General features: G+C 34.1%; 8 protein-coding genes. All 8 read right to left on the bottom strand.

The annotated features are described in order from the left end of the window. Nucleotides 1–112: 112 nt before the first annotated feature. Complete coding sequence (locus C8P67_RS11455) at nucleotides 113–595, bottom strand: DUF2271 domain-containing protein (RefSeq protein WP_115813318.1); 483 nt, start codon at nucleotides 593–595, stop codon at nucleotides 113–115. An 82-nt stretch (nucleotides 596–677) separates the two neighbouring features. Beyond that, on the bottom strand, nucleotides 678–2,198 hold the full coding sequence (locus C8P67_RS11450) for an ankyrin repeat domain-containing protein (RefSeq protein WP_115813317.1): 1,521 nt from the start codon (nucleotides 2,196–2,198) through the stop codon (nucleotides 678–680). 306 nt (nucleotides 2,199–2,504) lie between these two features. Next, the gene (locus tag C8P67_RS11445; RefSeq protein ID WP_115813316.1) at nucleotides 2,505–3,221 is read right to left on the bottom strand and encodes a hypothetical protein; all 717 of its coding nucleotides are present in this window, start codon (nucleotides 3,219–3,221) and stop codon (nucleotides 2,505–2,507) included. A 68-nt stretch (nucleotides 3,222–3,289) separates the two neighbouring features. Further along, complete coding sequence (locus C8P67_RS11440) at nucleotides 3,290–5,731, bottom strand: TonB-dependent receptor (RefSeq protein WP_170141454.1); 2,442 nt, start codon at nucleotides 5,729–5,731, stop codon at nucleotides 3,290–3,292. A 201-nt stretch (nucleotides 5,732–5,932) separates the two neighbouring features. Beyond that, nucleotides 5,933–7,075, bottom strand: a complete 1,143-nt coding sequence (locus C8P67_RS11435; RefSeq protein ID WP_115813314.1) for a PepSY-associated TM helix domain-containing protein — start codon at nucleotides 7,073–7,075, stop codon at nucleotides 5,933–5,935. Between the two features lie 93 nt (nucleotides 7,076–7,168). After that, nucleotides 7,169–9,472: a TonB-dependent receptor gene (locus C8P67_RS11430; RefSeq protein WP_245980429.1), complete on the bottom strand. Its 2,304-nt coding sequence runs from the start codon at nucleotides 9,470–9,472 to the stop codon at nucleotides 7,169–7,171. Between the two features lie 139 nt (nucleotides 9,473–9,611). Continuing rightward, on the bottom strand, nucleotides 9,612–11,999 hold the full coding sequence (locus C8P67_RS11425) for a TonB-dependent receptor (protein ID WP_115813312.1): 2,388 nt from the start codon (nucleotides 11,997–11,999) through the stop codon (nucleotides 9,612–9,614). Nucleotides 12,000–12,180: 181 nt separating this feature from the next. Then, nucleotides 12,181–13,336, bottom strand: a 1,156-nt coding sequence (locus tag C8P67_RS11420) for a PepSY-associated TM helix domain-containing protein (protein ID WP_211319908.1), incomplete at its 5' end; no start/stop codon positions are given.

Genomic DNA, 13,336 nt, shown 5'->3' with positions numbered 1-13,336 from the left:
TGTTTAAAAAAAGTTTACCATAAAAGGCATTTAAGAAACATATAAGTTTTTTTATGAAAGCTTAAATGACCTTAAATGCCTTATATGGTTGAAAAAACAAATGTTGCTTGTTTTATAATTTATTTAATCTTACATAGCGGATGTAACCTTTGCCTTCGGTTTTATCAGCGATTCCTTCAGTAGTCAAAGGAATTTCAAGATCGGTTACGTAATATTTTTGGTCTTCAACCGAAGTTTCGAAACGCAGTTTATATCCTTTGTTGATTTTGGAATCTTCAATTTCCAGTGTTGTCATACTACGGTCTCCGCCAGTAACTGAAGCACCGGTTTTTGCACTGATATCAGTAGGTTTTTGAGAATAAAATTTATGCCATTCCTTTAGGGTTTTGTACCATTTTTTGTCATCACCCATTACATAAAGCGTTTTGTCGTATTCTCCTTTGGCATTGATAAGCGATACCACTACATAAGCGCCTTCTCCTGTATAGTTAGACATTTGAAGCATGCATTTGTATTTGCTCGTTTGCGCTGTGGCTTCGAAAGATAAAAGGAAGATGAATGCTCCTGCAAGAGCTATTTTTAGTATTGATTTCATATTTAATTATGAATTATGAATTATGAATTATGAATTATGAATTTTAGCTTAAGGCCTAAAGCTTACAGCCTATAGCTTTTTGCTATTTCAAAAAAGTTAAATCTGCGTTGTTTTTTGTTAGCGTTTCATTTTCTTTTGCCAAGTCCAAAACACTTTCTTTAAAATCTGTTGTGATATCTTTTTTGGCACCAATAGAAAGCAGGTATTTCAAAATCGTATCGTCTTTGGCAATCATTGCTGCTCTGTGCAATGCTGTCAATCCGTCTTTGTTTTTAGCATTGATATCTATGTTTAAATCGGCTAATTTTTTTAATAAAGTCAAATCATTTTTGGCTACAGCCAAATGATAAAGTGTGTTTCCGTCATTTTGTGCTGTCGCCAAGTTTAAGCCTTTGTCTTGAAGCAGTTTTGCTTTTGCTTCAAAAGGATCTTGTTTTGGTGCGTTTCCGCCTTCTGGACGTGCGCCCATTCCCTGCATTGGAGCTCTGTATGATTGAATTAGGTAATAACCTAAACCATTTCCTTGTTTGTCCAGTACTTTTACATCTGCACCTTTGTCCAAAAGCATAGTAACAGTTTCAGGAGTTCCTGATTTTACGGCCATTGTCAATGCAGACTCTCCATTTCCGTTTTGGAAATTAATTGTTTTTACAATTAGCAGTATTTGTTCCAATGCAGCAGAAGTTTCTCTGGACGCCGCGGCTGCCATCAACGGAGTGTTTCCTTCGTTATCAGCTTTGGCAATACTTACGCCTTTACCTAAAAAGTAGTTAATGATATCTGCTTGTTTTGGTTTGCTAACCAAGAAGTGAAATACGTTTTCACCAAATTTACTTGTAGCACTAGGTTTGATTTTTAAATCTTCGACCAAGTATTTATAAACTTCTATTGTATTTGTTGCTCTTCTGGAACCTTGAGCAGCAAAAATCAGCGCATTGTCAGTGTATTTTACTCCTTTGTCTAGTAATGTTTTTAAGAAAGGAATATTACCAGTTCTGGCTACATAATTGAATGCTGTATTACCGTTGCTGTCTACATCTTTAAGGGACATTCCCTTGGTTGTAAAATAAGCTGAAAGTGCAAGATCTTTGTCATAAGGAATTGCCAGAAGCAATAGGTTTGCACCGTCCTGGTATTTTTTCATCGGTTCAACACCCGCATTAAAAAAAGCTTCATAAACGGCTATGTTAGTTACCCCGCTGCTAGCCGCTGCAGTAATTGGAAACGAACTGTGGCTGTCTTCTAAATTAACATCCGATTTCTTGGCAATCAAATATTCTATGATTTCAAGATTTCCTTTACCGGCAGCCCAATGCAGATAAATTCTGTTATCGTGAGTCGATTTGGTAACTTCATTTCCAGGCTGTTCCAATAAGAATTTTATAGTGGCGTTTGGCGCGTCATTATTTATAGCAAGAACTACTGGGTCAAAAGATCTTGAATTTAATTCTGATGGACTGCTGCCTTTTGCAATTTCAGCCTGAACAGCTGCTACATCAGGGTTTGTTTTCCAGAAAGACTGTTCCAAAAGTGTGTTTTTTTGCTGTGCACTAACAAAAAATGCAGAGGCTAAGGTAAAAGCAATGAAAATATTTTTTTTCATGATTTATAGGGATAATTTGTTAATTGAAATTATTTAGAATAAATAAAAATAGTGCAAATGTAAAAAGAAATAGTATATAACCAAGCTGATTCTCCTATAAAAACTAATATTCTAATGATTTTTTAATTTTAGAAATGAGGAGTATAAAACTCGTTTTTTAGATGTAATAAATTGAAGAAGGTTTAAAGCAGTCTGGTGAAATATTTTTATTTCTTTTGAAATTCATAATTAGTCAAGTTTGTGATGATTTCATAAAAAAAGGTTCAGAATTTCTTCTAAACCTTTTTTAAATAAAGTGGAATTGGATTATTCAACTTTTAAAGAAAGAACTGATTTGTTTACAGTATTTTCAAATACTTTGTCCTTGAAACTTCCTTTGGTATTGTCTATCCATTCCAGATTGATTAAGTACAATCCTTTTTTATTGGGAACAAAAGCTGCCTGACCTTTTTCATTTGTTTCAACTGTTTTCACCCAGCCTTCAGGATTGATAATTGTAATATTCAAAGCGCCCTGCTGTTTTTTATCTTTAAATGCAGTCAGTAAATAACTGTCATTCTGTTTTTGTGCAGTTAAGTCTAGTGGATGAACTGCATATTCTTTGGCTTCTGGAGTTTTTACTGTATAAACAGCTTTTAGATACGAGATGCTTCGTGCAAAACCGAGATGTTTTTTTGACATATCCCTAACTTCTCCTTGGTCATTTATTCCAATTATCTGATAAGTTCCAGCAGTTTTAGCATCAAAAGAACCCTGCCAATGCGTTTCTGTCTGTGCCATTGCGATTTCTGATTTTGTTCCAGAAGCATCTATTAGAAAGATTTTGATGTCTTTTAATCGGTCTAGTTTGGCTCCTTTTTCTGGAGCTTCCTGACCGTATTCGCCAAAGTATAACTGCACCTGGACTTTATCATTGATTTTGCCGGAGCCTTTTACTTCTAGCCAGATATTGTGCGCATTTACAGCCATTGGAGCTAATAAAAGAACAAATCCCAGCGCTAATTTTGAAAGTAATTTTTTCATTGTAATTGATTTTATAGTTTAAAAATTGTTTTGATCTGAATTCTTTTTGATTTTATGTCCAAAAACTATTAGAAAGTGTATCCCAAGTTGAACATAAAGTTTCTAGGCGCACCAGGCCCAACCATATTGGCATTGGCTTGTGATACGATATATTCCTTGTTCTGAAGATTGTTCAAGTTTAGTGAAAATTTCAATTGTTTTATTTGATAATACAATGCAGCATCTATCAATGAATAACCCGGTAAAATAAAATAAGCTAATCGGGTACTTTGTTTCGAAGCAAAATTAGAGCCTAATCCAACTCCAAAACCTTTAATGCTTCCTTTTAAAATGGTGTATTTTGCCCAAAAACCTCCTTGATGGTGCGGTGCTGCTTCTTTCCATCTGTCTACATCGGCGGGAACTGCGGTCTTGGTGATTCGTGCATCGTTGTATGCATAATTTGCATTTATGGATAAATTAGGCAAAATATTTCCGGTAATATCAACTTCGATACCTTTTGATGTTTCCTGACCTCTCTGTTCCAATAATTGCGTGTTTGTAGGATCATTGGCATTGACCAAAATATTGTTTTGATTGATTTTGTAAGCAGCAACACTAACGCCTAATTTTTTATCAAACCAATCGCTTTTTGCTCCAAATTCGAACATTTTACTGGTTAGCGGATCAAATGGACCTCCATAAATTTCTGGTGCACCAATAGTTCCAGCACTTTGTGGCTGAAAACCTTCTACATAGGTTCCGTAAATATTAATCTGCGGAATTACACTATACACCAAACCTACTCTTGGAATCAAAGCATCTTGTTTTACTTTGGCTTCATTGCTTTTTGTGTAATTGGTGAAATCAGTATAAAATTCTTGTCTTAAACCCAACAGAAGCTGCAGTTTATTCCACTTCATCTGATCTTGGATGTAGATACTTTGCGAATAGTATTTCGTTGGTGCCGTTGCTGTTCGGGTTGTGAAATAATTATCAGTATTAGCAGCTGAGTAATCTGGATTTGCTAAATTATAAAAAGGAACATTCGGAACTGGATTTCCATTTGCGTCCAGCAGATATAAATCCTTTTTTGCTGGATTATAGGTTGCAATTGAACCGGTATTGGCTGCATTTCTATAACCAGATGCGACGCCGTTTGTTCCGCCGACAGGTACTAAACTTTGAATATAATCTGCTCCTAAAACTATTTTGTGTTCTATTTTTCCAGTGCTGACGTCATAATTTAGGTATGCGGTAAGATTGTCGTCATAGCGGTTGCGCATACGTTCGGTTGTGCTCTGCAATAACAGCGACGGAATTTCTTTTCCCGCTCCGTCAACTGCATAAGCGTTACCGCCTCTGTGTTCAACCATGTCTTCAAAGAATTTATACTTTAAGTAAGACACATTCAATAAAAGCTTGCTGTTGAATTTATGATTCATTATTGCCGATAAATAAAAGGTCTTTTCTTTCAAATAATCGCTTGCTCTTGACATACTCTGTGAACTTGGAGTCGTGAATAAACGGCTGGCTCCATCAGTTGAAGGTCCGTATATAGGCTGTCCTCTTTCGGTTCTTCCTTTGATAATACTGTAAACGAAATCGACATCAATTCGGGTCTTTTCGCTTGGTAAAAAAGCGATTGTGGGTGCGATTGAAACATCTTCTCTTTCCTGTAAATCCCTGAAAGTTGCCGTGTTTTGATACGCTACATTCATACGATATAAGATACTTTTGGATTCATTTAGCGGACCGGTTAAATCCGTTGTGGCTCTAATGGTTTGAAAACTTCCAACACTTACATTAGCTGCATTTCGATTTACGGACAGCGCTTTTTTGGTTACATTATTAATAGATCCGCCTGGTTCAGTATTACCGTATAAAGCAGATGCAGGACCTTTCATGACTTCAACTCTTTCCAGGTTGTTTAGGTTTAATGAATTGAAAGATCTTCCGCTTACTCTTAATCCATTGATGAACTGATAACTGTTGCCCGAAATTCCTCTGATGGAAAAGCGGTTTTCAAAGTTATTAAGACTCACACCGCTGATGTTTTTTAGAACATCATTGACACGAAAAGCCTGTCTGTCGATAATTAATTCTTTAGTAACATAACTTACCGATTGTGGTAAATCTTTCAGAGCAATACTAGATTTAGATGAGGCCACAGACATTTCGTTTCTGTAGGTGCGTTCGCGAAAGCCTGAAACAACAATTTCATCCAGCTGTCCGATATTTTCTTCTACTTCAAAGTCAAAAGTATAATTTCTTTGACCGGCTGTTATTTCGATATCTTGTGTTTTCTTTTTTAGACCAATTCCGGAGATTGTTATAGTGTAGTTTCCTGGTTTGATATTTTCAATTTTGTATTCACCGCTTTCATCAGTCACTGCACCTTTGCTGGTGCCTTTCAATTCGACATTTGCAAATTCAGCCGCTTTTCCCTGACTGTTTTTTACGGTTCCTTTTATGGTTGCCGTTTTTTGCTGCGCATTTACGATTGATGTTAGTAGTAAAAAAAAGCTCATTAGATATAAGAATCGGGGCATTCTTAATTTTAAATAATTCATGATTAAAGTATATATAGGTTATTTATTTTTATTTAGAATAAATAAAAATTATTTCACTGCAAATATAAAAATTAATAATCCTTTAACAAATGTTATTTAGATTAATTATGAATAATTTTGTTAAATAAAATTATCGCTGTTAATGAGCAGGAGGAAGAATTAAGATGTTTTAGCAGTATCTTTTTTCTTTTTCTTATTGCGTCCCCACCAAATTAAAAAACCGGTAATTGGTAAGCCAGCTGAAACGAAACTTGCAAAAAAAGCAAGCACTTTACCGGGAAATCCTAATATACTGCCAACATGCAAATCGTAATTGATAGATCGAAATTTTTCCCCTGTGTTTTTGTTATCAAATGAATTTGTTTTTAGAATTTTTCCAGAATATTGATCGTATTCGATTGATGCATCATTAAAGCAGTTTTCATATTTAATGAATGTATTAAATGTTGCAGCCGAATCTTTAGGTATAAAAAGAATATAATTATCAGCTTTTGGGTGCAGCTGTTTAGTGGTATTGTATATTTTATCAAAGCTGTTTTTCGAATTCACCTGAGTAGAATCAGATACTAATTTTTCGCTTTTTTCAATTGTACTGCTTCCGTTGAGAGCCCATTGCAAGCCCGAATCATACCATTCAAATGCCCAGACCAAACCTGTAAGCGCAATTATTAAAGCAAAAATCATCATATAGTAGCCCAATATATTATGCAGATCATAATTTTTACGTTTCCATTTGGTAGTATCTTTCCATCGAAACCAAAAACGCTGTTTGGCCGCACTCTTGTTTTTTGGCCACCAAAGAATAAGGCCTGTTATAAGTGAAATTACAAATAGAATTGTTGCTGTGCCTACAATTATATCGCCAATATCATGCTTTAGAAAAAGAGTCTGATGAAGCATTCTAACCACGAAAAAAAACTCGAAATTATAATCTTCTAGTTTTTCAACCTTTCCTGTGTACGGGTCTATGTAGATGTACAGTCTGTTGTAATCGTCCCAGTACCAAATGCTGTTATTTTCTAATTTATTAAAACTCCAAAAAGCAAAGGTTCTCTCTTTATTGTTATAAATTTTGCATCCGGAAATTGGATTTTCAGATTGGGTTTTTGCTATTTCTAACAGTTTACTGAAGGGCATTGCTGGTTTTTTTACTTCATCAACATGATAATGTTTGTGAATAAGAGGACGTAATTCTTCTTCAAAAACATATAAACAGCCTGTAATGCCTAAAATAATTACAATAAGCCCAGAAGCCAGACCTAGCCATAAATGTATTTTACCTATAGTTTTTTTTAATTTCATTGTTTATATGATTGCAGGATAAATAGCTTTTTTATTTTAAAACTAAAAACACCTCATACCCAAAGATAGAGGTGTCTTGTGACTTTAATTAGTTTAAAATTTGAATGTTAAGTTTGCTAAAAAGTTTGTAGGTGCTTGTGAAGCTCCCCAAGCATCCCAATATCTTTCGTTGGATAAGTTATTTAATTTAACTCCAACTCTCCAACTAGGTTGCTCATAAAATACAGTCGCGTTATAAAGTGAATACGATGGAATGTAAAAAACATTATCTTCGAACATATAACTTTTATCTACATAATTATTTCCAAATCCAAATCCTAAACCTTTTAACTTGTTTTGTAAGGTATATGAAATCCAAAGATTAATTACATTTTCAGGAGAATTTGCGGCTTTATTGCCCTCCACAGATTCTTCGGAAGCTTTTACAATACGATTATCATTATAAGCATATCCAAGAGAAAGATTTAAACCATTGACAGGATTTGCCATCAATTCAAAATCAAACCCTTTGCTTTCTTGTACTCCATCTTGTTTTGTAAAACCATCAACATCAGATCTTGTGGCATTATCAATAGTGATATTGTAGTAACTCGCTGTGGCACTTAATTTCTTATCAAATACTTCTGCCTTTACACCTCCTTCGTATTGTACAGCATAAATAGGGTCTAAAATTAATCGAGAAGCATCAGGTTGTGTTACAGGTGCTGAATTTTGAAATCCATTCATATAATTTCCAAATACCGAAACCTGGTTTTTAACAACTTCATAAACCAATCCTAATTTTGGTGATAATGCCGTTTGATGATAGCCTTCTGTCCCTTCAACTTCGGGTTGGTCAAAATTGTCTAAACGTAAACTCAACATAGCAGATAATTTGTCGGTAAAGTTAATTACATCACAAGCATAAACGCTAAAAGTATTAGTTCCAAAAACTGGATATGCAGTTTGTGTTAATACAGCGTCAACATCTTTTTTTCTCATTGGATCGATATTGGTTGTTACATCGACAACATCAAAAGCTTGTGCTCCAGACGAAAATCCACTTTTGTTCATGCTATAATTTGCTCCAGCCAAAAATTTGTGCTTAATATTTCCTGTAGAAAACTGTCCGTTAATATTTTCCTGTAAATTAGTGTAATTATCATATATAGGTCCCCAATTACCGACTCTTCTAGTGGCTGTAGTTGGAGAACTCCAAAGAAGATAAGTTTGGTAACTGCGTTCAACATTTTCGCCTACAAAAGAAAATAGAGTAGTAGATTTCCAGTTTTCGGAAATTTTATATTCTGCTTGTGTAAAAATTTTAGTAGCTGAAGTTTTAGCATCAAGGTCATCAAAGAATAATGATTTATTATAAGCGATTTTTAAATCTTCGGGATTAGTTATTCCTGAGGTTCCACCATAAATATTATAAGTACGTCTGGTATTGTTTGAGTTTATAAATTCTGCATCAACATTAAAAGTAAGTTTTTCATTTGCTTTAAAAGTTAGACTTGGAGTAATAGCAACGGTCTTATTAAAACCATAATCTACAAAGCTCTTTTCATTATTGATGGCAAGGTTAACTCTAAATAAAACTGTTTTATCTTTTTTAAGAGGGGTGTTTACGTCGGCAGTAAGACGGTTTAAACCAAAACTTCCAGCAGTATAAGTTACTTCAGCAGCTGTTGTTTCGAAAGGTTTTTTAGTAACGAGATTTACGACTCCACCAAAAGAAGATATTGTCGAACCAAATAAAGTTCCCGAAGGGCCTTTCATTATTTCAATTCGTTCCACGTTAGCAAGATCTACAGAAGAACGATTTGCAGATGTTTCCATACCGTTTCTTGCATTTACTCCAGTAGTAAATCCTCTAAAATTGATGCCAACTCCTCCAGAGGGATAACTAATTGCTGTTGCCCCTGGGGAATTTTGGATGGCACTTTTAATATCAATTACAACTTGTTCTTGTAACAGTTCTTTATGAATTACACTATATACTTGAGGGTTTTCAAGGTTTGTTATAGGCATTCTGGCAACGTAATCTGATTTTTTAGAGATTCTTCTACTGTTGTTATTTACAACTACTTCTTTTAATTCTTTGTTAGAAACTTTTAAATGTAAATTGATAGTGGTTGTTTCGTTTTCTGTAACAGCAACTTCTTTTTCTATTGTTTCGTAACCTGTTAATGAAACTTGGAGTGTATAAGTATCTGCTTTTACTCTGTTAAATTCAAAATTACCCGTTTCATTGGTAATCGTAAAGTATTTTGAATTTTTAAGAACCACATTTACATCGCTGCCTGGCTGTCCATCAGATGTGGTTATGATTCCTTTTATTTTTCCGTGATTCTGCTGGGCAATTAATGTTGTTGTTAAAATAAAAAATAAACTAACAATATATAAGAATTTTGTCATTCTCGGATTTAGATATTTCATTTGTTAGATATAAATAGGTTAATAGTTATAAATAATTTTAGTGATCTACATTTTCTTTTTATTATTTCGTTCCCTCTAATAAAGAGGTGATTTTTAAATAATAAATTAGAAAGAGTTTTTACAATTTATATGTAAAGCCTACTGCAATATTTCTAAGCATTTGAGGAGTACCTGTTCCTACAATATAATACTCTTCGTTGGTAAGATTATTTACCTTAAGGTTTAGGGTGATTTTTTCAGTACTATAAAAAATAGATGCGTTAGCAACAGTGTAACCGTTGAAAATAAATGTATTAGTGGTGTTGAACCAAGAGTCACTTACATAATTCCCTCCTGCACCAAGACCAAAGCCGTTTAGTTTGCCATTCATTATTTTATAGCTGATCCAAAGGTTGGCAATGTTTTTAGGAGCAAATGTTGAAAATTTGCCCTGAAGAGCCGCTGTGTTTTTAGTATAGATGTTTTCGTTAAATCCATAACCAGCAACAATGTTCAGTCCAGAAATAGGATTCGCAATTATGTCTGCCTCAAATCCTTTACTACGCTGTGTTCCATTTTGTACTGTATAGGCTGCGTTTGCTGGATCAGCATAGGTAGCATTAGTTACCTGAATGTCATAGTAACTGAATGTACTGCTTAATTTTCCGTTAAATAAATTGAATTTTACACCACCTTCTGCTTGGTTAGCCTGTTGAGGTTCTAATACGGTTATATCTCCACTAGGCCCAGTAGGAGCAGGCGCAACATTTATAAAACCATTATTGTAATTTGTAAAAAGTGATATTTTGTCTTTCAACACTTGGTAAACAATACCTAATTTTGGAGATAATTGTGTTTGGTTGTAATTACCAGTTGTTAATCCTGTAGCTTGAGAGTATATACCATTATTTATAGCTCGTGTGACTCTCAAACTTGCCATTACCAGTAAATTATCTGTAACGTTTAATACATCTGAAACATAAGCACTATATTGATCTAATGTAGAACTTCTAAAATTATATTTTACTAATGAATTAGCCGCTTCTACCTGTGCTTGACTAATTTCCGGAATAGGCTTAGTTGTATCTACTGTATCTGTATATCCATTTGCTAATGATGCAGGACGATTTAATCCATAGTAGTATTGTGACCAATCAATACCTGCCACAATACGATTTCTAAGTTTGCCTATTTTAAAGTCGCCAACAAAGTTCTGCTGTAGCTGCATTTGACCAAATTTATTATCAGGTTCCCATAATCCAACCAATCTATTAGCTGTAGTATTGTTTGTAAAAGTAGCAGCTGAATATAAATATTGTTTTGGATAATGCCCTTCAGAAAACATATAACTGGTTTGAGAAGTCCAATAATCGGAAATTTTATAATTTGCCGAAACATTTATATTATTCACAAAGTTATAATTGGCAAGACCGTTACTGCTTAAACTTTTATCGTATGGAAGTAAATCTTTTAAACTTTTTGCAGTAACTCCCGCACCAATGGTGTAAACATACGTTGCATTGTATTTTTGACTAACAATTTCGGTATCAAAATCTAAAGTAAGTTTCGGGTTAACTTTATAAGTCAATTTTGGAGAAAAAGAATAACTGTTTGACCAAAGTGCTCCATCACCATTGACGTAGCCATTTCTTGTTTGATAAGAAGCTGTAGCTCTAAATAACAGCGTTTTTTCTTTATCAAGTGGAGCATTTACATCTGCAGTCAAGCGGTTTAGCTGATAGGTTCCAGTTGTATAAGATAGTTCGCCCCCAAAAGTTTCGTATGGTTTTTTGGTAACATAGTTCAGAACTCCTCCTAAACTGGTAGAAATATTACTAAATAAAGTACCTACAGGTCCCTTTATAGCTTCAATACGTTCAATATTCACAGGATCCTCCGGTGCGATAGCTGCCGAATTCATACCGTTTCTAAGGGATTGATAACTAGTAAAACCTCTAGATACAATACCAACACTTCCGCCTCCTGCTGCTCCAGGTATAGCTCCGGGGATATTTCTTTGGGCTTGTGCCATATCTGTTGCTATCTGTTCTTTTATCAGTTCTTTGCTCACGGTATTGTAAACTTGTGAGTTTTCTAAGTTTTTTAGAGGCATTCGTGCTACATAAACGGTTTCTCTATCTGCAAACTTATTTGCTTTCTGAGTGTTTATTACTATCTCTTTCAGTTCTCTGTTTGAAACCTTTAATTGTAAATTTAGGGTTGCCGTTTGGTTTTCGGTAACGCTTACTTCTTGCTGTGTAGTTTCGTAACCCGTTAATGAAACTTGTAAAGTATAAGTATTTGGTTTTACTCTGTTAAATTCAAAAGTTCCATCTTCATTGCTAATCGTAAAGTATTTTGAATTTTTAAGAATGATGTTTACACCGACAGCTAGTTCTCCGTCTGAGGTGGTTATCTGTCCATTTATTTTTCCATGATTTTGCTGGGCAAAAAGATTAACGGCTGAAAAAAGTAACAAGCAAGTTATAAGAATTAAATGCTGTTTTCGAAGTCTGAAATTGTTCATTGTTTTTAAATTAAATTAAATTATTTTTATTTAGAATAAATAAAAATTATTTCACTGCAAATATAAAAATTAATAATCCTTTAACAAGTGTTATTTAGATTAATTATGAATAATTTTGTTAAATGAAATTATCGCTGTCAATGTTTACTGGTAGAGAGATAATTGGGAGCAGGAGGAAGAATTAAGATGCAATTGTTTCAGCAGTATCTTTTTTCTTTTTCTTATTGCGTCCCCACCAAATTAAAAAACCGGTAATTGGTAAGCCGGCCGAAACAAAACTTGCAAAAAATGCAAGCACTTTACCTGAAAATCCTAATATACTTCCAACATGTAAATCGTAATTGATAGATCGAAATTTTTCCCCTGTGTTTTTGTTATCAAATGAATTTGTTTTAAGAATTTTTCCAGAATATTGATCGTATTCGATTGATGCATCGTTAAAGCAGTTTTCATATTTAATGAATGTATTAAATGTTGCAGCCGAATCTTTAGGTATAAAAAGAATATAATTATCAGCTTTTGGGTGCAGCTGTTTAGTGGTATTGTATATTTTATCAAAGCTGTTTTTCGAATTCACCTGAGTAGAATCAGATACTAATTTTTCGCTTTTTTCAATTGTACTGCTTCCGTTGAGAGCCCATTGCAAGCCCGAATCATACCATTCAAATGCCCAGACCAAACCTGTAAGCGCAATTATTAAAGCAAAAATCATCATATAGTAGCCCAATATATTATGCAGATCATAATTTTTACGTTTCCATTTGGTAGTATCTTTCCATCGAAACCAAAAACGCTGTTTGGCCGCACTCTTGTTTTTTGGCCACCAAAGAATAAGGCCTGTTATAAGTGGAATTACAAATAGAATTGTTGCTGTGCCTACAATTATATCGCCAATATCATGCTTTAGAAAAAGAGTCTGATGAAGCATTCTAACCACGAAAAAAAACTCGAAATTATAATCTTCTAGTTTTTCAACCTTTCCTGTGTACGGGTCTATGTAGATGTACAGTCTGTTGTAATCGTCCCAGTACCAAATGCTGTTATTTTCTAATTTATTAAAACTCCAAAAAGCAAAGGTTCTCTCTTTATTGTTATAAATTTTGCATCCGGAAATTGGATTTTCAGATTGGGTTTTTGCTATTTCTAACAGTTTACTGAAGGGCATTGCTGGTTTTTTTACTTCATCAACATGATAATGTTTGTGAATAAGAGGACGTAATTCTTCTTCAAAAACATATAAACAGCCTGTAATGCCTAAAATAATTACAATAAGCCCAGAAGCCAGACCTAGCCATAAATGTATTTTACCTATAGTTTTTTTTAATTTCATTGTTTTG

Origin of the sequence: Flavobacterium aquicola (assembly GCF_003385115.1) — a bacterium.
Taxonomy (GTDB): Bacteria; Bacteroidota; Bacteroidia; order Flavobacteriales; family Flavobacteriaceae; genus Flavobacterium; species Flavobacterium aquicola.
This window is presented reverse-complemented; position numbering and strand designations above follow the sequence as displayed.

Excerpts from the sequence above, each read along its gene's own strand:
- C8P67_RS11455 (WP_115813318.1), bottom strand. The coding sequence starts at position 595 with ATGAAATCAATACTAAAAATAGCTCTTGCAGGAGCATTCATCTTCCTT.
- C8P67_RS11450 (WP_115813317.1), bottom strand. The coding sequence starts at position 2,198 with ATGAAAAAAAATATTTTCATTGCTTTTACCTTAGCCTCTGCATTTTTT.
- C8P67_RS11445 (WP_115813316.1), bottom strand. The coding sequence starts at position 3,221 with ATGAAAAAATTACTTTCAAAATTAGCGCTGGGATTTGTTCTTTTATTA.
- C8P67_RS11440 (WP_170141454.1), bottom strand. The coding sequence starts at position 5,731 with ATGAGCTTTTTTTTACTACTAACATCAATCGTAAATGCGCAGCAAAAA.
- C8P67_RS11435 (WP_115813314.1), bottom strand. The coding sequence starts at position 7,075 with ATGAAATTAAAAAAAACTATAGGTAAAATACATTTATGGCTAGGTCTG.
- C8P67_RS11430 (WP_245980429.1), bottom strand. The coding sequence starts at position 9,472 with ATGACAAAATTCTTATATATTGTTAGTTTATTTTTTATTTTAACAACA.
- C8P67_RS11425 (WP_115813312.1), bottom strand. The coding sequence starts at position 11,999 with ATGAACAATTTCAGACTTCGAAAACAGCATTTAATTCTTATAACTTGC.